Below are 24,337 nucleotides of genomic sequence, written 5' to 3'. Positions count from 1 at the left end.
ATACTCTCCTGGCGGCAATACCTGCTGTACCACCCGGTCCAGACATGTAAATAATAGTCCTGGATGCACCTTTTATCCCACGCGACAGCACTTCAGAGGCCGGGCTTGAAGACATGAAAGAAGCCGTGATAACAGTCGTTTACCCGGATGCGGACACATTTGACGAACATGTCGAGGCGGTTCTGAAGATGCTTCCGGATACCCGGTGCTTTCCTGGCTGCATCGAAGCCCATGCCGGCATTAACCGCGAGCGTTTTGAAATTGCTGTTTTCCACCTATGGGAATCGAATGACCATTTGGAGCGCTACTTGACCTGGCGTGCCGAACGCGGCGATTTGGATGCCCGCAGCGCCACCATGCGGCGGGAACAGGATTTCAGAACTTTCTCGGTGCCATGAGAGGCCGCCCCTCGCTTTGACAGTTTGTCATCGTCCCCCGCGCCGCCGGGTTCAGCCTTGCGCTGCACAGGGGCTGTTCGCAATCTGCTGATTGCCTTGCACAGTCGCACCGGAAATAATGGCGGAATGAAACACACAGACAGCATCACCGGCTATCACGCCCACATCTATTTTGATGAACACACCGCTGCCCAGGCCCGCGCGCTTTGCCAGCATGCCGCTGAGCTCTTCGGCGCGGAGATGGGGCGCATGCATGAAAAACCTGTCGGGCCGCATCCCAGGTGGTCTTGCCAACTGGCGGCCAGCCCGGAGCAGTTTTCCAAGCTGCTGCCTTGGCTGGCATTAAACCGCGATGGCCTGATCGTCTTTGCCCATCCGGAAACCGGCGACGCCTTGGCGGATCATCGGGATCACGCCATCTGGCTGGGAACAGGTCTCACTCTGGACCTCAGCATTTTCAGCTGACGCTTCCGTGAATTTTCCGGAGGTTTCCAAAGGCCCGTCAAGCTGGCCCTGCCTGCTGCTTATCGAGCTTTTGTGGCGGAAGCCAAGATCATTCAATTGCACCCGCTGCCCGGTAAATATAACGGGCAGACCGGCATTATGAAAAGACGGTGGAGCAGTGCGAAGGCTTTCAGCGGGTATTTGTTGCGGCCTTCCAGGCAGAAAGAGCTCCAGCTTTTCTATGCACTATTGTCAATGGAGCCGGGCGTCCGCGGCATCGCCCTGCATGACCCTGGCTAAAGTGCTGACGCCCGTCTACTGACCCGCCGCCTTTTCCATCGCCGGACGCAGGGTGTTTTCGATCACCCGCTGGGTGATCGGACCGGCCCAACGCAGCACGATCTTGCCTTCGCCGTCCACCACATAGGTTTCCGGCACGCCGTACAGGCCCCAGTCGATCGCCATTCGGCCCTTCTCATCCCGGCCGATCGCTGTGTAGGGATCGCCGAGCTCGTCCAAAAAGGACGCGGCGTTGGCCAGCTGATCCTTATAGTTGACGCCATAGACCGGGACACCTTCCTTGGACAGCGCCTCCAGGTTCGGATGCTCGGCCCGGCAGGGCGCGCACCAGCTGGCCCAGTAATTCACCAGCTTCACATTGCCATCGCGCAGGGTAGCGTCGCTGAACAACTCCTTGCCCGGGAATTCTTCCAGCACCACCGGCGGTGCAGTCTGGCCTTCGCGCGCGGACGGCAGGCTGTCGGGATCCTCGCGGAACATGCCCACCAGGGCGAGACCGACAAAACCGGCGAACACAACTCCGGGGACCGCCATCAGCGGTGAGATTTTAGCCATTGCGTTTCACCCGGCTTTCCAATGTTTCCATCTCCCGGCGCACCTTTCGGCCGCGCAGGATTGTCAGCACCACCAGCGCCAGCAGCAGCAGCAGCGAGGCGCTATAGGCCGACAGCACAGTATCGGCGTATTTTCCAAGATCGGGCATCAGGCCTCCAGCCGTTCACGCGCCATCAATGCCTTGATGCGGCGGGCGCGGATTTCAGTTCCGGTGCGGTAGAACACCAAGGCGATGAACAACAGCACAAATCCTGCCATGCAGACATACAGCGGGTTGGAAAACGCATCGGCCACGTTCTCCTTTTTGTCGAGCGACAGCGATGCGCCCTGGTGCAACCCCTGGTTCCAGAAGTTGACAGCATAGCGGCTGAGCACGGCAAAGACCGAACCGACCAGACACAGGATTGAGGTGAGGTCAGCCGCAGTGTCAGGATTGTCGATCGCCTCCCACAGGGCGATGTAGCCGAGGTAAAACAGGAACAGCACGAGGAAGGACGTCAGCCGCGGATCCCAGGCCCACCAGGTGCCCCACATCGGCTGGCCCCAGATCGCGCCGGTGATCAGCGCGATCACGGTCATGACAATGCCCACAGGGGCGGCGGCACGGGCGGCCAGCGCGCTGACGTGGTGGCGGCGGATCACCCAGACCAGCGAAGTGACCAGCATCATGAACCAGGCGTTTATCGCCATCAGCGCCGAGGGTACATGCAGGAAGATGATCTTGACGGTGGAGCCTTGGCGGTAATCGTCAGGCGTGAAGAAAAATCCCCAGATCAACCCCGCAGCAATCAGTACCGCTGAGCTGACCCATAAGGCCGGCATCACCTTTTCTGTGGTGGCCAGGAACTTCTTCGGGTTGGCGTATTCCCAGATCGACATGTTGGCTATTTAGCTCTTGTTCTCGGGTTTCTCAATTCACGGGGCAGGCATTCGGTCAGCGCAAATTGACGCGCAGCACGGCGGCGCTGGCGAACGGCAGCAAAGCGATGGAGGCGGCGGAGATTCCCGCCAGCATCAGAAGCGGTGTCTGTACTGTCATTCCTTCCGCCCCGCGGCGGGCCACTTCGGAGCCGAATATCAGCGTCGGCACGTACAGCGGCATCACCAGCAATGACATCAGCAGGCCGCCGCGCTTCAACCCCACGGTCAGAGCGGCGCCAAAGGTGCCGATCACGCTCAGCGCCGGGGTGCCCAGCAGCAACGAGACCACCAGCCACAGGAACCCCGAAACAGGCAGGCTCAGCAGCAGCCCCAGCACCGGTGCTGCCATCACCAGCGGCAGGCCGGTTGTGATCCAATGGGCCAGCGCCTTGATTGTCACGGTGCTTTCCAGCGGCAGCGGTGCAGTGGCCAGTAGGTCGAGCGAGCCGTCCTCCCAATCCAGCGCCAGAAGCCGGTCCAGCGACAAGAGGCAGGCCAGCAGCGCGCCCAGCCACAACACACCCGGCGCAATACGGGCCAGAAGCTCGGACTGCGGGCCAACGGAAAACGGCACCATGACAGTCACGATCAGGAAGAACGCAAGGCCCAGCCCAAAGCCGCCGCCCGCGCGGAAAGCGAGCTTCAGATCCCGCATCAGAAGCGCAATCACAGGAAGCCTCCGTCAAAATCGTCAATGTCGTGCGGCTTGGCTTTGTAGGGGCCGACATCCATCACCTCAGCCTCCAGCCCCAGATCGATATGGGTGGCAATTAAGGCAGATCCGCCCTGCCCCAGATGCGCCCGCACAACGTCCGCGAACGTCTCAACCGAAGATTTGTCAAGACTTACCGTCGGTTCGTCCATGATCCAGATGGGCCGCCCGGTGACCAGCATCCGGCTGAGGCCCAAGCGGCGTTTCTGCCCGGCCGACAGCGCCCCCGCCTGCCGGTCACGCAATCCTTGCAGATCAAACCCGTCCAGCGCCTGTTCGATCCCATTGCGGCCAAAGACGCTGGCCCAGAAGGTCAGGTTCTCGGCCACTGTCAGCGTCGGCTTCAGCCCGTCGGAATGTGCGGCATAGGCGATCTGATCCTCGGCCCCCTCGACCCGGCCTTTCAGCGGCGGCTGCAGCCCGGCGACGGTGCGCAGCAGCGTGGTCTTGCCAATGCCATTGGGGCCGCGCAGGATCAGCGCCTTGCCGGAATCCAGCGCAAAGTCCACGGACTCCAGCACCGGAATGCCGCCGCGCGCCACGCTCAGATCCGTTACAGTCAATGTCATGAAGTTCGCTTATCCCGTTGTGCCCGCGCATCAAAAACCATTCAGCCGCAGCCCGCTTTGCGGCAGGTAAAACACATCTTCAGAAAGTCAGACCGCCAGCGCCGCCATGGCAATCCGGCGCCCCTCGGACAGCAGCACATTATAGGTGCGGCAGGCCGCAGGGGAGTTCATCACCTCGACCCCCAGACCGGCCCCCTCCAGCGCCTTGCGCAGCTCCGCCGGGATATGGGCAATCTCCGCGCCGGTTCCTATGAACAGCACGTCGATCTCCCCTGCCAGCGCCAGCAACGGCTCGGCATCCGCATAACCGCCCCAAGCCGCAGTCCCCGCGGCCGAGGTCAGCACCGCCCCCTGATGCACCTTCCCGCCGATGCGGAAGAACCCTGCACCATAGCCATCAACCGGCTGTGCGTCCGTATAGCTCACTTCATTCAAGCGCATTCGGGGATCCTTTCAGTCAAACACCGGGAGGCTGGATAACACGGCCAGCGCAATCACGGAATAGGAGGCAAAGCGGTAGAGCTTTTCCAGCCTAGGATCAAACAGCGCCTTGCCGGTCAGAGTGGTGATCATGTAAGGCACGCCCAGCAGAGCGGCCAGAATGACCGCCTGCAGGCTGGCCAGCCCGCCAAAGATCAGGTTAACCGCAATCACCACATCAAGGGCGGCCAGAAACACAATCGTATTGGCCCTGACCCGCGCCACATCGCGCACATTTGCCAGGTAAAAGACGATGACCACCGGTCCTGTCAAACCGGTCATGCCGCCGACCATGCCAGCCGCCCCGCCGATGCCAAACCGGCCGGGCCAGCCCAGCCGCCCCTGCCAGCGCCAACCGGAGACCACAGCCGCCAGTGTCACCCCGATTACCCCGGCGGCAAGCCAGCGCAATGTTAGCGGATCCATCTGCGACATCACCCAGAGCCCAGCGGGAACTGTAACCGCAGCGGCCATCGCCAGCGCGCCGACCTCGGCCTTGTCGGCTTGGCGCCAGGCCTGCGGGAACAGGGTGATGGTGGAAAACACCCCCATCAGCACCATCAAAAACACCACATCCGCCGACGGCAGGAATTGCGCCCCCACAGGAACAAAGATCATGGCGGTGCCAAAACCAGTGAAGCCGCGGACAAGACCCGCGGCTCCGATGGTGACCAGCAGCCAGAACAGCCCCGGTGTGGCCAGGGCTGCCTGACAGGCCTCAAGCATCGATGTTAGAGAACTGATTGCCGGTGGTGTTCGCCTGTTTCGACCAGTCGCGCTTCACTCCCAGCTTAAGCAGGATGGTGGAAGCTACGAACACGGACGAATAGGTCCCGACCAGAACACCCCAGATCATTGCAAAGACAAAGCCGCGGATCACGTCGCCGCCAAGCACATACAGGGAGACCAGCGCCAAGAGCGTGGTAACCGAGGTCATCACCGTCCGGCTGAGGGTCTCGTTGATCGAGATGTTCAAAACCTCGGCCAGATCCTTCTTCTTGTAGCGGCGCAGGTTCTCGCGCACCCGGTCGAACACAACCACCGTATCGTTCAGCGAGTAGCCAACGATGGTCAGCAGGGCTGCGATGATGGCAAGGTCGAACTTGATCTGCAGTTCAGAGAACACGCCGATGGTCAGCACCACGTCATGCACAAGTGCCGCCACGGCGCCCAATGCGAACTGCCACTCAAACCGCAACCAGATGTAAACAAGAACAGCAGCAATCGCGAGTGCCACGGCCAGCACTGCAGTCTGGATCAACTCGCCCGAGACCTTGGGGCCGACCGATTCGACCGAGACAAACTTGATGCCCGGCGCCACTGCGTCCAGCGACTGTTTCAGTGTCTCGACCATACCGCCGGTGATCGCCTCGCCGTCCTCCTGCGCCTGAATGCGGATCATCGCGACATGCTGGTCGTCCTCAAACGTGGGGTCGAAGACTTCGGTGATGGAGACATCGCCCAGCTCATGCAACGCCAGCGCGTCGCGGTAGGCGCCGACGTCCACGGATTCGGATGCCTCGGTTCGGATGGTGGTGCCGCCGCGGAAATCGATGCCGAAGTTCAACCCCTGCATGAAGAAGGAGACCAGCGCAACCACCATCATCAGGGCGGAAATCCCCAGCCACAGCTTGGAAAGTTTGAAGAAATCGAAAGAGGTTCCTTCGGGAACTAGTTTCAGCCGCATCTTACACCTCAATCGTTTTCGGACGGCGCCGTTCAAACCACATAATGACGATCAGGCGGGTGACAAAGATCGCGGTGAACACCGAGGTCAGAATGCCAAGCCCCAGAGTGATCGCAAAGCCGCGCACCGGGCCGGAACCCATGGCGAACAGGATCACCGCAGTGATGAACGTGGTGATATTGGCGTCAAGGATGGCGCTCAGCGCCTTGGAGTAGCCCTCGTCGATGGCACGGGCCGGGCCGCGGCCAGCCTTCACCTCTTCGCGGATACGTTCGAAGATCAGCACGTTGGCGTCAACCGCCATACCGACCGTCAGCACGATACCCGCGATGCCCGGCAGCGTCAGCGTGCCGCCGATCAGGCTGAGCATCCCGAAGATCAGCGCGATGTTCAGGATCAGCGCCACATTGGCAAAAAGGCCGAATAGGCCATAGCTGAGCCCCATGAACACCAGCACTGCAATGAAGGCAACGATGGTAGCGATTTTGCCCGCGTCGATGCTGTCCTGGCCCAGTTCAGGGCCGATGGTGCGTTCTTCCAGGAATTCCAGCCCAGCCGGCAGCGCGCCTGCGCGCAGCAGAACCGCCAGATTGGTGCTTTCCTCAATGCTGAAATTGCCGGTGATGATGCCGGAACCGCCCGGAATATGCGATTGGATCACCGGGGCAGAGACCACCTCGTCGTCCAGTACGATCGCAAAAGGCGAGCCGATGTTTTCCGCGGTGTAGTCGCCGAACCGGCGCGCACCCGAGGTGTTGAAGCGGAAGGTCACCGCTGGACGGCCGTTCTGATCGAAGGACGGCTGCGCATCCACCAGGTCCTCACCAGTCACGACTGCGGCGGCTTCAATGGTGTAGTAAATGCCGCTTTCATCCAGCGACGGGATGATCTTGTTGCCGATCCCCGGTGCTGCATTTGCATCGCTGCCACGGCCGACAACCGGATTGAAAGTCAGTTGCGCAGTGGTGCCAATGATCGCCTTCAACTCAGAGGCAGAGCCAATGCCCGGCACCTGGATCAGGATGCGGTCGGCGCCCTGGCGCTGAATGGTCGGCTCGCGGGTTCCGACCTCGTCGATCCGGCGCCGCACGATCTCCAGCGCCTGCCGCACGGTGCGGTCGTCCGAGGCGATCTTTTCTGCCTCGCTCAAGCGCACCACCAACATGCCAGCCTCGGCGGAAACCTCGATGTCGTTGGCGCCCACTCCGGTTAATGTGGTAATCGGATTGGCCAGTTCACGCACGACGTCCAGCGCACGGGCCATGCCTTCGGGCTTGGTGATTTTCACCCGAATCTCATCCGCTTTGCCCGGCTGGCGGCGGAACGTGCCAACGGTGCTGCGCTCGGGCCGTAATGCATCGCGCACCTCCGGCCACAGCGCATCCATCCGCGCCTCATAGACGTCACTGACCTGTACCTCGGCCAGCAGGTGTGCGCCGCCCCGCAAATCGAGACCCAGGTTCACCAGCCCTGACGGCAGGAAGGACGGCCATTGGCCGACCGTTTCAAGCCGCTCAGGTGTTTCACCCTTGGCGGCGATATCCGCCGCGGCGTCGTTGGCCTGTTCGACGCGGGTGTAAAATCCGTTTGGCAGGGCAAGCATCAGGCCGGCTGCACACACCAGCCAGATCAGCACCCTCTTCCAGAGATCAATTTGCAGCATTGCCCTGCCTTTTCAGTTTGTTAGCGGTCTGAGCTTACGACACGGGATCGGTTTTGCTCAGCACTTGGGCAATGGTCGCCTTGATGACGCGCACTTTCACACCGTCGGCGATTTCAACTTCGATTTCGCCGTCTTCCTTGACCTTGGACACCTTGCCGATCAGGCCGCCCTGGGTCACCACTTGGTCGCGCACCCGCAACTGGTCGACCATCTTCTGATGCTCTTTCACCTTCTTCTGCTGCGGACGGATCAGCAGAAAGTACATGATCGCGAAGATCAGAATAAGCGGGAGAAATTGGGCGATTGCGCCACTGTCCATGGGATATTCCTTCTGTCAAAGCGGCATGAGGTTTCACACCGGAATTTTGCAGCGGAACCTATGCGCTGGGTGGATAGGTTGCAAGGCTGGCGCACTGCAAAAGCGCAGCCGGGATAAGCCATCGCAGGTTTGCCTTGGCGCCGTACCGGGAATGGCGCTCCAATACGCTGCCGCAGTTCCGAAAAATCCCAAGTTGCACATAGACCGTGCGCACCCCTTCCCCTTTGTTCACCCTTGCGTCATAGGATGGGCCTACTGATTCAAATCATCATTCAACGCTAGGAGAGACTCTCATGCATGACATCCGCGCTATCCGCGAGAACCCTGCCGCATTCGACGCCGCTGTGGCGCGGCGCGGGGATGCGGGCGTGTCATCCGAGATCCTGGCACTGGATGAGTCGCGCCGCGCCAAAATCCAGGCGGCAGAAACCGCCCAGGCCCAGCAGAACAAGGCCTCCAAGGAAGTCGGCGCAGCCAAGGGCCGCGGCGACGAGACCGAGTTTGAACGTCTGCGGGCGCTGGTGGCCGAAAAGAAGGCCGAAGTCGCCAAGATGAACGCCGAAGCCAAGGAGCTGGATCAGCAACTGACCGATATGCTGATGACCATCCCGAACCTGCCGTTTGACGACGTGCCGGACGGCAAGGATGAAGACGACAATGTCGAAATCCGCCGCTGGGGCGAACCAAAGGAACTCGGCTTCGAGGCCAAGGAGCATTTCGAGATCGAAGGCGTGAAGCCCGGCATGGATTTTGAGGTTGCGGCCAAACTGTCCGGCAGCAGGTTTGTGGTGCTGTCGGGTGCAGTCGCCCGCATCCATCGCGCCCTGGCGCAGTTCATGATCAACACCCATGTGGACGAGAACGGTCTTACTGAGGCCTGGACCCCGGTTTTGGTGCGCGAAGAGATGATGTACGGCACCGGCCAGCTGCCCAAGTTCGGCGAAGACAGCTATAAAACCACCGACGGCTGGTGGCTGGTTCCGACTGCCGAGGTCACGCTGACCAATATCGTCAACGGCATGACAGTCGAAGAAGGCTACCTGCCCCGCCGCTATGTGGCGCACACCCAGTGCTTCCGCTCCGAGGCCGGTTCGGCCGGCAAGGACACCTCCGGAATGCTGCGCCAGCACCAGTTCGAAAAGGTCGAAATGGTTTCGGTCACGCATCCTGACAAAAGCGGCGATGAGCATGAGCGCATGACCCGTTGCGCAGAGAACATCCTGGAACGGTTGGGCCTGCCCTACCGCACCATTGTTCTGTGCACCGGCGACATGGGGTTCGGCGCCAGAAAGACCCACGACATCGAGGTCTGGGTGCCCGGCCAGAAGACCTATCGCGAGATCTCTTCGGTTTCGGTCTGCGGCGACTTCCAGGCCCGCCGGATGAATGCGCGCTTCAAGCCCGCAGATGGCGGCAAGCCGCAGTTCTTGCACACGCTGAACGGATCCGGTCTGGCAGTGGGCCGCTGCCTGATCGCAGTGCTGGAGAACGGCCAGCAGGCGGACGGTTCGGTCACGCTGCCAGAGGTTCTGGCACCTTATCTGGGCGGCAAGCTGACCCTGACCGCGGATGGCGCACTGGCCTGACACACACGCAAAAACGATACAGAAAACGGCGCCCAAGGGGCGCCGTTTTTATTGCTCAGAGCGTTAAGGCTATTTCTTCAGCTTCTTCTTCCCGCCCCCCTTGGCTTCAAGAATTGACTGAGCTTTTGCCTTTTCCTTTTCAATAGCTTTTTTTGCCTTCGCTTTGACCTTCTTCGCCTTTTGCTTGGCTTTCATTCTTGCTGCTGCAAAATCCACCGCCAGCTGCGCCGCTTTTCGCTTGGCCTTCCGCGCCTTGGCCTGCGCCTTAGCGGCCTTTTCCTCGGCTGCCCGGCGCGCGGCCTCGGCAGCTTCCAGTTTGGCGTTCAGCTCGTCCTGCAATGCATCAGTTGCTTTATCTGCCGGTGGGTTTACCACTTTCTTGCCTGGCGTCTTTCCAGTCACGGGCCGGGTCTCCTTCTTTCCAAATACGGCCGGGCTGGCGGCCTCAGCCCTCTGATCCTTTTCAGCCTGCAGCAGCATCACCGCAGGTCTGGTTCCGGCACTGGGGATGCTGTGCAGCTGCGGTTTCCCGTTTCACCCTGATCAGATGCCCTCGAGCGCCGGTGCTGCCCGCCGCCCGTTCCAACAGAGGAAGACCTCAGCTTGGAAAGGGCACCAGGCATTTTTTGTCCTCGTCCCACAACTTCAGCGTCAGCGCCCGGACCGCTTCGCCAAATTTAATCCGGCGCAGCCCCAATTCCGGCGGCAGGCTGTAGTGGCACTGGCGCAGCCGGTACGACGGGATGCGGGCATTATAATGGTGGATATCATGCAGGGTGATATTGGCCACCGCCATGTCGAAGGCCCAGCCGAAATCCAGGCAGGAAGACCCCTGCAGCGCTGCAACCTGCGGGTTTAGGTCCGGACGGCGGTCCCAATAGGTGTCCTCAAAATTATGCTGCAGATAAACCAGGAACACTCCGATCATGCCGCCAAGGAAAGAAAACACCAGCCAGACCCAGATCCCGGTCATCCCAGCCACCCGGTAAAGAAGGCCCAGCAAGGCCACGATCACAAGATTGTGCAGGATCACCCCCACCGCACCAAAGCGCCGGGTATTCTTGGGCCAGCGATAGCGGATGAAGTAAGTGAACGCCGCACCCAGCGGCACCAGCACAAACGGATTGCGGTACAGACGGTAGCCGAGCCGGTCCCAGACCCCGGCCTTGGCCCACTCCCGCACGGTCATGGTGTGGATCTCCCCCGTCTCGCGGTGTTCCAAGTTGCCGATGTTGGAGTGATGCAGGTTGTGGTTCTGTTTCATAACCTCAAACGGCGCAAATGTGAAAGGAGACAGCACATGGCCGGCAATCTCGTTCTGGAGCCGGGTTTCAAACAAGGAATGATGCCCGGTGTCATGCTGCAGCACATAAAGCCGCACTGCGGCAAAGGCAAAAATCACGCCTGCCGGCAGCATCAGGAACCACTGGTCCGCATAGGCAACAGCCACGGCAAGCGCTGCAAAATAGACCGCAAAAGTGCCGAAATAGCTGAGCAAGGCCAGCCGGTTGTCCTGTCGTGCGAATTGACGCGTATGTGCCCTCAGATCCATGACCCCGTCCCTAAAGCCGATGCGTGACAGCTATGCCAAGCGCGCATTCCGTCCTAAGTAATTTTCCAGATAACCCGGCCTTGTTCAAAAACAAGATTATCACCGGTTAAACCATTCAACTTGAAGGGTAGCAATCTGCAGCGGTGAAGCAAATACAGGCAAGAGATGCTGGGCAAACGGCAGGCAAAAGACCGCGCAACCCCGCGCAACGCAAAAGCGCCGCCCTAAAGGGCGGCGCCGGGCCCAACGGGCCAAGGTATTCTTTCGGGAATGCCGCAGGACCAGCGGGAGCACCGCGGTCTTACCGGATCAGCCGCCGCGCTTGTTCAAATGCTTGGCCAAAGCGCCGGCATTCTTGGCGCGCTTGCCCTTATAGGGGTTCTTGTCGCCCTGGCCGCGCATATAAAGCCGGATCGGCGTGCCCGGCATGTCGAAATCCTCGCGCAACCCGTTGACCAGATACCGGGTATAGCTTTCCGGCAGTTTATCGGGATGCGAGCACATCACCACAAACCCCGGCGGGCGGCTTTTGGCCTGGGTCATGTAACGCAGCTTGATCCGCTTGCCCTGGGGCGCTGGCGGCGGGTGCTGCTCCAACATGCCAACCAGCCAGCGGTTCAGCGCCGCGGTCGGCACCCGGCGGTTCCACACACGATAGGCCCGCATGATCGCGTCATGCAGCCGGTCCAGCCCTTTGCCGGTTTTGGCCGAAACCGTCACCAGAGGCGCGCCGCGCAGCTGCGGCAGCAGGCGGCCGAAGGCTTCCTTCAAATCGCGCAGCTTTTCCTGCTTGTTGTCTTCGATGTCCCATTTGTTTACCGCGACAACAACCGACCGGCCTTCGCGTTCGGCCAGGTCGGCAATCCGCAGGTCCTGCTGCTCAAACGGGATATCCGCATCCAGCAGCACCACCACAACCTCGGCGAATTTCACCGCGCGCAGGCCATCGGAAACGGACAGCTTTTCCAGCTTTTCCTGCACCTTGGCCTTCTTGCGCATGCCTGCAGTGTCAAACACCCGCATCGGCACGCCATTCCAATTCATCCGCAGCGAGATCGCGTCGCGGGTGATCCCTGCCTCAGGTCCGGTCAGCAGCCGGTCCTCACCCAGGATCTTGTTGATCAGCGTCGACTTGCCCGCGTTGGGACGGCCCACAACAGCAACCTGCAGCGGCTTGGCATCGGTCGGCTCTGGGATGCTCTCGACCTCGTCCTCGCCGATCTCCTCGTCCAGCACCACATCTGTGACCGGCGAATGATCCACAGCTTCGGATTCAAACTTCTCCGCCAGCGGCATCAGGACCGAATAAAGATCCGGCATTCCCTCGCCATGCTCTCCGGACAAGCGCAGGGGCTCGCCCAGACCCAGGCTATAGGCCTCCAGCACACCGGCTTCGGCGGCGTTGCCTTCGGCCTTGTTGGCGACCAGGATCACATGGGCGGATTTGCGGCGCAGAATGTCGGCAAACAATTCATCGGTCGGCGTCACACCGGTGCGCGCGTCGATCATGAACATGCAGATATCGGCCATATCCACCGCCCGCTCGGTCAGGCGCCGCATGCGGCCCTCCAGCGAGTTGTCGGTGGCATCTTCCAGACCCGCGGTATCAATCACCGTGAACCGCAAATCGCCCAAACGCGCCTCGCCTTCGCGCAAATCGCGCGTGACGCCCGGCTGGTCATCGACCAGGGCCAGTTTTTTGCCCACAAGGCGGTTGAACAGGGTGGACTTGCCCACATTGGGGCGGCCCACGATGGCGAGGGTAAAGGACATCAGACCAGCTTTCTGCGATTCAGACGCGGCTCATAACGCATCCGGGCGGTATCCGCCACCCGGAAACACTGCTCAGCGGTATGCCAGCAATTCACCCTTGGAGGAAACCACGTAAAGCGTGCGCCCTGCAACAACCGGTGCGGTGGTGGCGCCGCCCGGCACCTCGGCGGTTCGGATCAGGCCGCCATCCTGCGGGTTGAAGAAGCGCAGAAGCCCGTCATTGGAGGCGACAACAATCTGCCCGCCTGCCAGCACCGGCCCGTAATGCACATGGATCCGGCCGCGCTTGCCCGGCTTGTCTTTCAGGAACCCCGGAAGATCAACCGCCCAGATCACTTCGCCGCTGCCCGCATCCAGGCGCAGCAGCTGGTTGAGGTCGCTGACCTGGAACAGGCTGCCGCCCGCAGGCCATGCGGTGCCGGCGGCGCCTTCGCGTGCGGTCCACAGCCGGTCGCCGCTGTCGAGATCGATCGCGACAGTGCGGCCGGAGTGGTTGCCGGCATACAGCCGCTTGCCCGAAACCACCGGTGCGCCGGTCAGATCGCTGATCCGCGACAGGGTCAGGCCGGTGCGCTGGCCGGAGACCGACGCGCTCCAGCGGCGCAGGCCGCCGCGGCGGAAAGTGGCGATCAGATCCCCGGACCCAAAAGCAAAGACCGCCAGATCATTGGTCACAACAGGTGCAGGCGCCCCCAGGATATTCGACGCAGAGGGCGAAGCTTCGATCTGCCAGGCAATGCGGCCATCCTTGGTCCTGACAGCCCAGCCGGTGTCATCCCCGGCCACCAGATAGACCAGGCCGCCGCTGACCCGCGGCTGGCCCGAGCCAGTGGCGTCCAGTTCCTGACGCCAGATCAGACTGCCATCGGCAGCATCCAATGCCGTCAGCACGCCATAGCCGGAGGAGACGTAAAGAACGCCATCATCATAGGCGAGACCACCGCCAGTGGCCTGGCCCTCCTCATCTGCTGCCGGAATCAGCGTGCTGCGCCACAAGACCTGTCCCTGCGGCGACACCGCCGAAACCTGTGCGGCGCTGTCCAGCGCGTAAATGCGCCCGCCGCCGACTACCGGCGTTGCGGTGATGCGCTGACGGCGCCCGTCGCCGCTTCCGATGGAAGCGGACCAGATCCGCAGCGGCGCCGCTGCCAGTGCAGGATGCGCTGTGCGTCCGGCCTCGGCGCCATGGCCCTGGGCCCAGCTTGCATTTACCACTTGCTTGGGCAGAGAAATCGGGCGGGATTGGTTGACCACCTCAACTGCGGTCTCCGGACGGATGTCCTCGCGTTCTCCGCGCAGGATAACCTCCTCCTCCGCACAGGCGGCCAGAATTGCCACCGCCGCGGTGCCGCACAAAAAAGCCCGTGCCCGGGAGAATGTTCTGCTTTTTGTCATTGCCCTGCCCTGTCTGCCGTTCGTGTTCCGCAAGTTCCCATCTGCGGAGCGCCTTACCCCTCAGGCGCAGAGGCGTCCTCCATGGAGCCGCCAAGCGCCACAATCAACTGAGTTGCGCGTTCTTTCAAGTCTGCACTCACAGAAGCATCCGCGGCAATCTCCCGGAGCCGCCCGATTGCGGCCGGGGTGTTACCCGCTTCAATATCCAGCAGCGCCAGCTGTTCGGACGCCAGCAGTCCCAGCGGTGCGCCCGGCTGGGCCAGCGCCTCATATTGCAGACGCCGGTCGTCGGCGCTCAGGGTTCCGGCCTGCAAAGCCAGCGCCTTGAAGCTGGCAATATGGCGGTAGATCAGCGGCAGCTCACCATTGACCGCCACAGCCTCCAGCCGGGCGACCGCCTCCGCAGGCTTGCCCGCATCCGCCAGCGCACCGGCTTCAAGCATTTTCAAAACGGCTGCGCCGCCGGCGCTTTCGGCGGAAACCGCAGCCAGCGCTTCGGATTGGCTGCTGCTGCCGTCAATTTCCAGCGCGGCGGTGATCGCATCCCCCAAGGCCTCGGCCGCGGCCTGGTCCTGTGCCTTGCTGTACTCTCGGAGCGCGGCACCGCCGACGATCAGCGCCACCACAGCGCCGCCAATCCAGCCGTAGCGTTTCAGCATCAGGAATAGCCGGTCACGGCGGACCTCTTCGGTCACCTCATCGATAAAACTGTCGGTATCGCTCATGAAAAGCCCCTGATGTGCGCGGCCCGGGCGATCCGCCCAAACCGGTAATAAATGCGTTGCGCCCCTCTTAACCCGGCTCAAAGGCCAAGCCAAGTGGCCCGTTTGCACCAGAAACGCCGGCTATTACCCCAGAAAAGAAAGAAATGTGAACTAAACCACTTAGTTTAGAATGGACATCTCCTATATCAGGCTTATCACATACGCGCGACTCCCATAGTAAGCAGGCCCCGCCATATTCCGGTCATGGGGCATTTTGCACCTGTGACCCGGCAGGAAACAAGAAAGGCCCGACATGCGTATCATTCCGATGCTGACTGCTGTGTTTGTGACAGCTGGCCTCTATATGGTGATAATTCAGCGTGATGATCTGATTGCCTTTGCCCGGGGCGAGGACGCGCCAGAGGTCGGCCAGACCGGGCCGGAAACGCTTGAAAGTCCGCAGCTTGCAGAAGCCTCGGACAAGCGAGTCGGCGTAGTGGCTCTGCAAAGCAAGGCGCGCACCATTGACAGTGCGGTCATCCTGCGTGGCCAGACGCAGGCGATCCGCCAGGTCGACGTTCGGGCCGAGATCACTTCGACCGTGATTTCCGAGCCTTTGCGCAAAGGAGCCCAAGTGAAGAAGGGTGACTTGCTGTGCGAACTCGACCCTGGCATCCGCCCGGCCATGCTGCTTCAGGCGCAGGCCCAGTTGAAAGAAGCCAGGATCAATCTGACCGCCGCGGCGAAACTGTCCCAGGGCGGTTACGCCTCGGAAACCCGGCTGGCCTCTTCGGAAGCTGCGGAACGGACGGCCTTGGCCGCCGTGGCGACTGCAGAAAAAGAACTCGGCCACCTGACCATTACAGCACCTTTCGACGGCCTGCTGGAAAGCGACACCGCCGAGCTGGGAAGCCTGCTTCAGCCCGGCAGCCTGTGCGGCACAGTGATCCAGCTCGACACCATCAAGCTGGTTGGCTACGTGCCCGAGGCCGAAGTGAACAAGGTGACCCTAGGCGCCACGGCCGGGGCCGAACTGGCGACCGGACAGCATGTGCAGGGTGAGGTCACCTTCGTCAGCCGTTCCGCCGATCCGAACACCCGCACTTTTGAGGTGGAAATCACCGTTCCCAACCCGGATCTCAGCATCCGTGACGGCCAAACTGCCGATATAGCGATTTCTTCAGCCGGCCGGCTCGCGCACAAGCTGCCGCAATCGGCGCTGACCTTGAACAACGAAGGCAAGCTGGGCGTGCGCGTTGTCGGTTCTGACAGCACTGTGGTATTCTACCCGGTGCAGCTCCTGCGGGATGAGGCCGACGGCGTCTGGCTCGGCGGCCTGCCCGAAACCGTTGATGTGATCGTGGTGGGGCAGGACTTTGTGACCGAAGGAGTCGCCGTGGCGGCCACCTACCGGGAGACTGAACAGTGATTGGCATCGTCGATTGGGCCGCCGGCCGCGCGCGGATGATCCTCGCCTTCATCGCGATCTCGCTGCTTGTCGGAGGCGTCGCCTATTCGATGCTGCCCAAAGAGGGCGAGCCAGACATCGAAATCCCTGCCCTGTTCATCTCAGTCCCCTTCCCCGGCATTTCCGCCGAAGACGCCGAAACCCTGATGGTCAAGGTGATGGAAACCGAGCTGGCCGATCTCGACGGGCTCGACAAAATGACCTCCACCGCTGCGGAAGGCTATGCCGGCGTGGCGCTGGAATTCGACTTCGGCTGGGACAAGACCGCGATCATGGCCGACGTCCGCGACGCCATGGATAAGGCCGAGGCAGAGTTTCCCGAAGGCGCCGAGAAGTATTCGATCACCGAAATCAACTTTTCAGAGTTTCCCATCGTCATCGTCAACCTGACCGGTGCGGTGCCGGAACGCACGATGGCGCGCATTGCCAAGGACTTGCAAGACGACCTTGAAGCGCTGGACGCGGTTCTGGAGGCCGGGATCGCCGGCAACCGCGACGAAATGGTCGAGGTGCTGATCGACCCGCTGCGACTGGAAGCCTATAATGTCACAGCACTTGAGCTGATCAATGTTGTGCAGAACAACAACCAGCTGATTGCGGCAGGTGAAGTGACGACTGCGCAGGGCACCTTTGCTGTCAAGATCCCCTCCTCCTTTGACGAGGTGAAGGATATCTATCAGCTGCCGGTCAAAACCAACGGCGACCGTGTGGTTACCCTTGGGGAACTGGCGCAGATCAATTTCACCTTTGAAGACCGGATCGGCACCGCCCGGTTCAACGGCGGCGACACGGTGGCGCTGCAGGTGGTCAAGCGCAAGGGTTACAATGTTATCGACACCGTCAACCTGGTGAAAGAGACGCTGGAAGCCTCTAAATCCAAATGGCCGCCGGAACTGCAGGCCGCGGTAAAAGTCGGCACTTCCAACGATCAAAGCCGCGTCGTCGGCTCGATGGTCAGCCAGCTTGAAGGCTCGGTACTGACCGCCGTGGCGCTGGTGATGATCGTCGTTCTGTCTGCGCTTGGCAGCCGTGCTGCGCTGCTGGTCGGCTTTGCGATCCCGACCTCGTTCCTGCTGTGCTTTGCGTTTCTGGCGCTAATGGGCGTCACCATTTCCAACATGGTGATGTTCGGACTGATCCTTGCCGTGGGCATGCTGGTGGATGGCGCCATTGTGATCGTTGAATATGCCGACAAGCGCATTAAGGAAGGCACCGGCCCGATGCACGCCTATGTCGAGGCTGCACAGCGGATGTTCTGGCCGGTGGTCTCCTCCACCGCGACCACGCTCTGCGCCTTTTTACCCTTGCTGTTCTGGCCCGGCGTGCCTGGCGAATTCATGGGAATGCTGCCGGTCACCATGATCTTTGTGCTGTCAGCCTCGCTGGTGGTGGCGCTGATCTACCTGCCTGTCATGGGCGGAGTCACCGGCCGTATCAGCCGCACGTTTGAGGGCGCCTCCCGCGCGCTGCGCATGGTCGCGCCCTGGTGGCTGCGCGCCGTTTTGGTGCCGGTTGCCATGTGGGGCATGTTTGCAGGCGCCATGCAGATGCTGAACCCGTCTTACCTGCTGGGAGGCGGGTCCGGCGGATTGGGCGGCGTGCTGTTTGGCGGACTGGTCTTCACGCTTTCCTCTTTTGCCGCCTCCATCACCCTTAGCGCGGTTAAGATTGAGCGTGAGCAGAAGGAGGTCGCCGCCGGTTACCATCACACGCCCTTTGGCCATGTGATCAAGTTCATCGCAGGCAATCCAGTGATGCCGGTGGTGACCATCGTCGCGGTCGCGTTCTCCATCATGATGGTGTTCAAGACCTTTGGCGAAAACAACCTTGGCGTTGAATTCTTCGTGGATTCGGAACCTGAACAGGCCTCCGCTTACGTCCGCGCCCGCGGCAACATTTCGTTGCAGGAAAAAGACGAAATGGTCCGCGCCGCAGAAGAGATCATTTTGCAGCACCACGCGGTGATCAATGTCTTCTCCTTTGCCGGCGACGGTGGGTTGAACACCGACAGTTCCGGTGCGCAACTGCCACCTGACACCATCGGCCAGGTCCAGTTCGAGATCATCCCCTGGGAAGACCGCCCCACCGACAGCGAACCCCTGGATGGCTGGTTCGGGGGGGTGCTGAGCAAATACCTGGGCTTTGAAAAGGAACTGATCGCCGAGGAATACGACGGTAACACGGTCCTGGACGAGCTCAACGCCGAAATGGCCAAGCTGCCCGGTTTCGAGGTTGAGGTCCGCGCCCTGGCGCAAGGCCCGGCCACCGGCAAGCCGGTGCACTTGCGCCTGCGTGGCGACAACTGGGAGGATCTGACGTCCGCTGCCCTGGCCGCACGGGAGCATTTCGAGACCACCCCCGGCCTGATCCTGATCGAAGACAGCCTGCCGCTGCCGGGCATCGACTGGCAGATCGACGTCGATGTCGAAAAGGCCGGCCGCTACGGCGCCGATGTGGCCACCGTGGGCGCGATGGTGCAGCTTGTCACCCGGGGCATCCTGCTGGACACCATGCGGGTCGACAGCTCGGACGAGGAGATCGACATCCGCGTCCGGCTGCCGGAACAGGACCGGGTGCTGTCGACGCTCGACAACCTCAAGGTCCGCACTGCCGGCGGGCTGGTGCCGCTGTCGAACTTCATTACCCGCCAGCCGGTGCCGAAACTGGCGCAGATCAACCGCATCGGCCAGGAGCGCTACTATGACGTCAAGGCCGATGTAACGGCAGGGCTGAGCAAGGCGGAGACCGTGGATCCGGAAACCGGCGAAACAACCCGCCTCGCGCTGCTCAAGGAAATGCCGGAAGGCACTGCGGCAACCGGCGAAACTGTTTCCGCGCCGAACGGCAAGACCCTGCAGCTGGTGCAGCTGACCGGTGCCGAAAGCCTGGACGCCCTCCAGGCCGCGCTGGACGGCGGCGGCAGGGTCAGCCCGGTGAACCCGAATGAGCGGATCGCCGTCCTCACCGAATGGCTGGAGACCGACCCGCTGCCGCGCAGCATTTCCTGGGAATGGACCGGCGACCAGGAAGAGCAGGCGGAATCCGGCGCCTTCCTGTCCAAGGCATTTGCCGGCGCGCTGGCGCTGATGTTCGTGATCCTGCTGGCCCAGTTCAACAGCTTCTATAATTCAGCGCTGGTGCTGCTGGCGGTGGTGCTGTCCACCACCGGGGTGCTAATCGGCATGATGGTGATGCAGCAGCCGTTCTCGATCATCATGACCGGCACTGGAATCGTGGCACTGGCGGGGATTGTGGTGAACAACAACATTGTGCTGATCGACACCTATCAGGAGTTCAGCCAGCAGATGCCGCGGATCGAGGCGATCATCCGCACCGCCGAGGCACGTATCCGCCCGGTCCTGCTGACCACCATCACCACGATGGCCGGCCTCACCCCGATGATGTTCGGCGTCAGCCTCGACTTCATCAACGGCGGCTACTCCATCGACAGCCCAACCGCGCTGTGGTGGAAGCAGCTGGCAACCGCCGTGGTCTTTGGCCTTGGCATCGCCACTGTGCTGACCCTGGTTGTCACCCCCTCGCTGCTGGCAATCCGGGTGTGGTTCGGCACTTACATGCGCGCCCTGGGCCGGGTACTGTCGCGGATCACCCGCGGCCGCTCCAGCCGCATCGCGCAGGACTCCAGGCTGTTCAAGAAGGCCCGCCACCTGCCGACCACCGAAATCCAGTGGGTCGAAGATGCAGCGCCTGAAAAAGCCGGCGGGCAAGGCGAGGAGGACGAGCCGCAACCGCCCGCTCCGCAGGGCCGCTTGCGCGCTGCTGAATAACCCGGTCATCAAAAAGCCCCTCTTTAGCGGGGCTTTTTCTTTCCGGCTGACCGGACTTACCGGCCAGCTGCGGGATCAGTCGGTAAAGGTGTATCCACCCATTTCACAGAGATCGAGCCCGTAGTCTTCAGCCTCGGAACCATCTGAAAAGCTGCCGCGGATGTCATAGACGCAGGTGGTCGCCCCATCAGCGATCAGCACGCCGATCTCATAGCCTGGGGCCAGATAGCCTCCTTCCAACAGATTGCTTTCCCAGCTGTCCGAGGACGCAGACGACACGTTGAATTCGACCAGATCGGCACTGCTGTCATTGATTAACTGGAATTGCAGGTCCTCGGCATAGGCAGGTGCCTGAAAAGCAAACACAGCAGCCGCGGCGGCGGCAGTCAGAAGAGGCTTCATCAATATATCCTTATATGCGGGCCAGCCGGCGCCAATGCCGCTGCCTCCCGGAGTAAAGATACTTTAGGCACCGCGCTTTGCGGGTCAATGGGAACCCCGGGATGGACTGCCCCGGGCGGTGTTTATCGATCACCTGTCATGCCGCGTCCTGGTCCGCCTGCTGGCGCTGCCACAGCTGCGCATAGCGGCCGTCTTTGGTGAGCAGTTCTTCGTGAGTGCCGGTTTCGGCAATCTCCCCCTGCTCCAGCACCACGATGCGATCGGCCTCGGCGATGGTGGACAGCCGGTGCGCGATGGTGATCACCGTGCGCCCCTGCCCGGCCCGCGCCAGGGCGCCCTTGATCTCCTGCTCTGTATCGCTGTCCAGCGCCGAGGTCGCCTCGTCCAGCAGCAGCACCGGCGGATTTTTCAGCAATGTGCGGGCAATGCCAACCCGCTGCTTCTCGCCGCCGGACAATTTCAAACCGCGCTCGCCAACCTGAGTGTCGTAGCCCTCTGGCAGCGCCGCGATGAAGTCATGGATCTGCGCGTCGCGCGCCGCTTGCTCCACTTCTTCCTGGGTGGCTCCGTCACGGCCATAGGCAATGTTGTAGCGGATCGTGTCATTGAACAGAACCGTATCCTGCGGCACCACGCCGATCGCCTGATGCAGGCTTTTCTGGGTCACCTCGCGCACGTCCTGCCCATCGATTTTCAGCGCACCGCCTGTGACGTCATAAAAGCGGAACAACAGCCGTCCGATGGTGGATTTGCCCGACCCGGTGGAGCCGACAATGGCCACCGTCTGGCCGGGTTCAGCCTCTAGCGAGACGCCTTTCAGAATCTCCCGCCCTGACTCATAGGAAAACCGTACATCCTCCAGCGTGATCCGGCCGCCATTGACCTGCAGCTCAGCAGCGCCCGGGCGGTCGCTCACATCGGCGGGCTGCTCCAAGAGATCAAACATCTCGCCCATGTCCACCAGGCTCTGGCGGATTTCGCGGTAGACGGTGCCAAGGAAGTTCAATGGCACGGTGATCTGGATCATATAGGCGTTGACCATGACGAAATCGCCGACAGTCAGTTCGCCCCGTTCCACACCGATCGCGGCCATCACCATGACACCGATAAGGCCCGCAGTTATGATCATACTCTGGCCGAAATTCAGTGCTGCCAGCGAATAGGCTGTTTTCAGCGCCGCCTGCGCATATCCCCGCATCGCGCCGTCATAGCGCGCCGCCTCGCGCTCCTCGGCGACGAAATACTTGACCGTCTCGTAGTTCAGCAAGCTGTCGATGGCTTTTTGGTTGGCGTCGGTGTCCTGCTTGTTCATCTCGCGGCGCAGCTTCACCCGCCATTCGGTCACAGCAAACGTGAACCAGACATAAAGGGTGATAGTTCCGGCTACGACTGCCAGATACCAGGCGTCGAAAAGAACCGTCAAGATCACCGCAACCAGGGTCAGCTCCAGGATCAGCGGCCCGATGGAAAACAGCATGAAACGCAGCAGGAACTCGACACCCTTCACGCCGCGCTCGATGATCCGGCTGAGCCCCCCGGTCTTGCGGGTGATGTGATAGCGCATCGATAACCGGTGGATATGGGCGAAGGTCTCCAGCGCCAATCGGCGCAGGGCTCGCTGCCCGACCGGGGCAAAGATTGCATCGCGCAACTGTTGAAAGCCAATGGTCAGGACGCGCGACATGCCATAGGCCACCGTCAGCCCGACGGCGCCTAGTGCCAGCGGCGGCACACCCTCCCCCGCGAGACTGTCGACTGCGTCTTTGTACAGCATCGGCGTATAGACCGCGATCAGCTTGGCCAGAACCAGCACCGCCAGAGCCAGCACCACCCGGACCTTCACTGCGCGGTTATCCTTGGGCCACAGATACGGTCCCACCTTGCGCAGTGTGCGCAGGCCGGAACGGCGTTCGTCTTCGGCGGTAAGGGCTGGCGGCGGCACGGCGGCCTGATCTGTCTGGGTCATGATGGTTCCTGGCTTGACGCCCTCAGATATTCACCTGTTCACGGATTTGCGAGGGGCGAACAGGAAAAACGCGCCGCAGGGGCGCGGTTCTCTGCTGTTACTCCGGTACGGTAAAGACTTGCCCCGGATAAATCAGATCCGGATCGCGGATCGCACCGCGATTGGCTTCAAAGACCCGGACGTACAGAAAGCCGCTGCCGTATTTCTGTTGCGAGATGGCCCAGAGCGTATCGCCCTTCTGCACCGTTACCGCCCGAACCAATGGCACCGGCTGATCCGGAGTTGCATCCTCCCCAGGCTGCGGCAGCGTCCCGGGTGATTCGCGTTTGAACGGGGTTTCCAGACGGCTGACCACAGCTCCGGTTGCCGGTTCGATCTCATCCAGGCGCAGGGTATAAATGCCAGGTGCCACATCCTCAAGCCGTCCGCTCCAGCGACCGTCTGCCGCGGCGCCCAGCTCTGCCACAGGCCGGTTGTCGACATAGACCCGCACCTGCGATTGCGGCTGCGCCCGGCCCGACAGCTCGACCCCGCCGCTGCCATTGTAGCTGATTGAATCCAATGCCACTTCGTCGTTCAGCTCCGGATCGGCAGGACTTGCGGGCTGCACAACCTCAATGCCCTCCGCATCTGCCCGCAGAACGGCCATAGCCTGCCCCTGCGGTTGCGGCGCTTCCGGTTCGCCGGCGGTTTCCGGGTCTGTTGACGCTGCCGGAGCCCCTGCTGCGAAGGTGCCCGCCGCCTGACCGGTGCTGGCAACACCATTGTCTGGGTCCGCCGTTCCTGTAACTGAGTCTGCGGCTGGATCCAGAGCCGCTGATGCTGTTTCGATTGCAGATTGTTCCGCCACGGCATCCTCTGCAGCTTCGGGCGCGGCAACCTGTTCCGGATCCTGCGCGATGACTTCACGGTCCGCACCCGCTGCCTGCGCCGCCCCAGTTTCTGCAAACTGCGCCGCACCCTGGCTGACCGGCGTCAGGATAAAGAACGCCCCCGAGGCTTTTTTCCGGCCATGATGTTCAGCCAAAAGCGACACCACGCGTGCATCGGTGCTTGGCGCAATCGTGGTCAAAGAAACAAATTCACCGCCCGTCGGCACTTCCAGCTGTTCCAGCACTTCGCCGTCAAGCAAGACCGAAATGCGCACCCCTGCCTGCGCGCGTCCGGCAATCACTGCTGCGCCCTCATTGTCGACCCGCACCAGGTCCAGTTCGGGGGCTTCCAGAACAAAGGTATCTTCCGCGGACGTTGGCGCCTCATCTACAGGATCTGCCAAGGCAATCTGTTCCGGCGGCGAACCCACCCTGGCAGTTTGATCCTCTGTAGTAAAATTTTCGTTATCAGTTCCGATAGTTACAGGCAGATCCTCATGTGAAATCTGATCTTCAACAGTCATTGTTTCAGCAGATTTTTCTGCCGCGGCTGCCCCCGGTGCCGGCACTGCCGCCGGATCTTCAATTGACCCGGCTGCTACAGGCGCAGCAGGTTCAGCCCTAGGCCCGCCGGTATCAGAAACAGCGGCCGCGAATTCAGATTCCGCACTATCGTCTTTGGTTCGGGCCTGGTTCTGCAGCGGCTGGCCGGATTCGTCGCCATCCCCCGTGAATGCGTCAGCCCCGTTTGCCACCTGGCTGCCCGTCTGCCCGTCCGTCGCC

General features: G+C 61.5%; 24 protein-coding genes. 6 read left to right on the top strand and 18 right to left on the bottom strand.

Going from position 1 to position 24,337, the window contains the following annotated elements; genetic code table 11:
• Window positions 1-113 precede the first annotated feature (113 nt).
• The 3 genes from METH_RS07660 to METH_RS07650 all read left to right on the top strand — a co-directional run bounded on the left by METH_RS07660 (window position 114) and on the right by METH_RS07650 (window position 1,142).
• Window positions 114-398 (top strand): antibiotic biosynthesis monooxygenase, encoded by a 285-nt coding sequence (locus METH_RS07660; RefSeq protein ID WP_024089870.1) that lies wholly within the window; start codon window positions 114-116, stop codon window positions 396-398.
• A 126-nt stretch (window positions 399-524) separates the two neighbouring features.
• On the top strand, window positions 525-863 hold the full coding sequence (locus METH_RS07655; protein ID WP_024089869.1) for a DOPA 4,5-dioxygenase family protein: 339 nt from the start codon (window positions 525-527) through the stop codon (window positions 861-863).
• A 72-nt stretch (window positions 864-935) separates the two neighbouring features.
• A complete protein-coding gene (locus tag METH_RS07650; protein WP_024089868.1) occupies window positions 936-1,142 on the top strand; it encodes a hypothetical protein in 207 nt (68 codons plus the stop codon).
• A 15-nt stretch (window positions 1,143-1,157) separates the two neighbouring features.
• Here METH_RS07650 and METH_RS07645 read toward each other — a convergent pair whose 3' ends face one another.
• The 10 genes from METH_RS07645 to yajC all read right to left on the bottom strand — a co-directional run bounded on the left by METH_RS07645 (window position 1,158) and on the right by yajC (window position 8,048).
• Window positions 1,158-1,697, bottom strand: coding sequence for a DsbE family thiol:disulfide interchange protein (locus METH_RS07645; RefSeq protein ID WP_024089867.1), 540 nt, complete (start codon window positions 1,695-1,697; stop codon window positions 1,158-1,160).
• Window positions 1,690-1,845, bottom strand: coding sequence for a heme exporter protein CcmD (ccmD, locus tag METH_RS07640; protein ID WP_044008360.1), 156 nt, complete (start codon window positions 1,843-1,845; stop codon window positions 1,690-1,692). Before ccmD ends, METH_RS07645 begins: the two co-directional genes overlap by 8 nt.
• Window positions 1,845-2,576 carry a heme ABC transporter permease gene (locus METH_RS07635; RefSeq protein WP_024089865.1) on the bottom strand — a complete coding sequence of 244 codons (732 nt, stop codon included), beginning with the start codon at window positions 2,574-2,576 and terminating at the stop codon, window positions 1,845-1,847. Before METH_RS07635 ends, ccmD begins: the two co-directional genes overlap by 1 nt.
• A gap of 55 nt (window positions 2,577-2,631) precedes the next feature.
• A complete protein-coding gene (gene ccmB / locus METH_RS07630) occupies window positions 2,632-3,288 on the bottom strand; it encodes a heme exporter protein CcmB (RefSeq protein ID WP_024089864.1) in 657 nt (218 codons plus the stop codon).
• Window positions 3,285-3,899, bottom strand: coding sequence for a heme ABC exporter ATP-binding protein CcmA (gene ccmA, locus METH_RS07625; RefSeq protein WP_024089863.1), 615 nt, complete (start codon window positions 3,897-3,899; stop codon window positions 3,285-3,287). Before ccmA ends, ccmB begins: the two co-directional genes overlap by 4 nt.
• A gap of 87 nt (window positions 3,900-3,986) precedes the next feature.
• Window positions 3,987-4,340: an Mth938-like domain-containing protein gene (locus METH_RS07620; protein WP_024089862.1), complete on the bottom strand. Its 354-nt coding sequence runs from the start codon at window positions 4,338-4,340 to the stop codon at window positions 3,987-3,989.
• Window positions 4,341-4,352: 12 nt separating this feature from the next.
• On the bottom strand, window positions 4,353-5,105 hold the full coding sequence (locus tag METH_RS07615) for a sulfite exporter TauE/SafE family protein (protein WP_024089861.1): 753 nt from the start codon (window positions 5,103-5,105) through the stop codon (window positions 4,353-4,355).
• Complete coding sequence (gene secF / locus METH_RS07610) at window positions 5,098-6,066, bottom strand: protein translocase subunit SecF (RefSeq protein WP_024089860.1); 969 nt, start codon at window positions 6,064-6,066, stop codon at window positions 5,098-5,100. The genes METH_RS07615 and secF overlap by 8 nt, the downstream gene beginning before the upstream one ends.
• Before the next feature lies 1 nt (window position 6,067).
• On the bottom strand, window positions 6,068-7,729 hold the full coding sequence (secD, locus tag METH_RS07605; protein ID WP_024089859.1) for a protein translocase subunit SecD: 1,662 nt from the start codon (window positions 7,727-7,729) through the stop codon (window positions 6,068-6,070).
• 34 nt (window positions 7,730-7,763) lie between these two features.
• On the bottom strand, window positions 7,764-8,048 hold the full coding sequence (yajC, locus tag METH_RS07600) for a preprotein translocase subunit YajC (RefSeq protein ID WP_024089858.1): 285 nt from the start codon (window positions 8,046-8,048) through the stop codon (window positions 7,764-7,766).
• A gap of 293 nt (window positions 8,049-8,341) precedes the next feature.
• Here yajC and serS point away from each other — a divergent pair, with 293 nt between their 5' ends.
• The gene (gene serS / locus METH_RS07595) at window positions 8,342-9,634 is read left to right on the top strand and encodes a serine--tRNA ligase (RefSeq protein ID WP_024089857.1); all 1,293 of its coding nucleotides are present in this window, start codon (window positions 8,342-8,344) and stop codon (window positions 9,632-9,634) included.
• Window positions 9,635-9,703: 69 nt separating this feature from the next.
• On the opposite strand, the gene METH_RS07590 is transcribed toward serS, so the two are convergent.
• The 5 genes from METH_RS07590 to METH_RS07570 form a co-directional block, all read right to left on the bottom strand.
• Entirely contained in the window at window positions 9,704-10,114 is a 411-nt protein-coding gene (locus METH_RS07590; RefSeq protein ID WP_084013776.1) for a hypothetical protein, read from the bottom strand.
• A gap of 118 nt (window positions 10,115-10,232) precedes the next feature.
• The gene (locus tag METH_RS07585) at window positions 10,233-11,186 is read right to left on the bottom strand and encodes a fatty acid desaturase (RefSeq protein ID WP_024089856.1); all 954 of its coding nucleotides are present in this window, start codon (window positions 11,184-11,186) and stop codon (window positions 10,233-10,235) included.
• 309 nt (window positions 11,187-11,495) lie between these two features.
• Window positions 11,496-12,959: a ribosome biogenesis GTPase Der gene (gene der, locus METH_RS07580; RefSeq protein ID WP_024089855.1), complete on the bottom strand. Its 1,464-nt coding sequence runs from the start codon at window positions 12,957-12,959 to the stop codon at window positions 11,496-11,498.
• 72 nt (window positions 12,960-13,031) lie between these two features.
• The gene (locus METH_RS07575; protein WP_024089854.1) at window positions 13,032-14,354 is read right to left on the bottom strand and encodes a PQQ-like beta-propeller repeat protein; all 1,323 of its coding nucleotides are present in this window, start codon (window positions 14,352-14,354) and stop codon (window positions 13,032-13,034) included.
• A 53-nt stretch (window positions 14,355-14,407) separates the two neighbouring features.
• Window positions 14,408-15,079 carry a hypothetical protein gene (locus METH_RS07570; protein WP_024089853.1) on the bottom strand — a complete coding sequence of 224 codons (672 nt, stop codon included), beginning with the start codon at window positions 15,077-15,079 and terminating at the stop codon, window positions 14,408-14,410.
• 292 nt (window positions 15,080-15,371) lie between these two features.
• On the opposite strand from METH_RS07570, the gene METH_RS07565 reads away from it, so the two are divergent.
• The gene (locus METH_RS07565) at window positions 15,372-16,487 is read left to right on the top strand and encodes an efflux RND transporter periplasmic adaptor subunit (protein WP_024089852.1); all 1,116 of its coding nucleotides are present in this window, start codon (window positions 15,372-15,374) and stop codon (window positions 16,485-16,487) included.
• On the top strand, window positions 16,484-20,314 hold the full coding sequence (locus METH_RS07560; protein ID WP_024089851.1) for an efflux RND transporter permease subunit: 3,831 nt from the start codon (window positions 16,484-16,486) through the stop codon (window positions 20,312-20,314). Before METH_RS07565 ends, METH_RS07560 begins: the two co-directional genes overlap by 4 nt.
• Window positions 20,315-20,389: 75 nt before the next feature.
• On the opposite strand, the gene METH_RS07555 is transcribed toward METH_RS07560, so the two are convergent.
• The 3 genes from METH_RS07555 to METH_RS07545 all read right to left on the bottom strand — a co-directional run bounded on the left by METH_RS07555 (window position 20,390) and on the right by METH_RS07545 (window position 23,958).
• Complete coding sequence (locus METH_RS07555) at window positions 20,390-20,716, bottom strand: hypothetical protein (RefSeq protein ID WP_024089850.1); 327 nt, start codon at window positions 20,714-20,716, stop codon at window positions 20,390-20,392.
• 136 nt (window positions 20,717-20,852) lie between these two features.
• Complete coding sequence (locus tag METH_RS07550; protein ID WP_024089849.1) at window positions 20,853-22,682, bottom strand: ABCB family ABC transporter ATP-binding protein/permease; 1,830 nt, start codon at window positions 22,680-22,682, stop codon at window positions 20,853-20,855.
• A 97-nt stretch (window positions 22,683-22,779) separates the two neighbouring features.
• A complete protein-coding gene (locus METH_RS07545) occupies window positions 22,780-23,958 on the bottom strand; it encodes a LysM peptidoglycan-binding domain-containing protein (protein WP_245602967.1) in 1,179 nt (392 codons plus the stop codon).
• Between the last annotated feature and the right edge of the window lie 379 nt (window positions 23,959-24,337).

The organism is Leisingera methylohalidivorans DSM 14336 (assembly GCF_000511355.1).
Taxonomy (GTDB): Bacteria; Pseudomonadota; Alphaproteobacteria; order Rhodobacterales; family Rhodobacteraceae; genus Leisingera; species Leisingera methylohalidivorans.
This window is presented reverse-complemented; position numbering and strand designations above follow the sequence as displayed.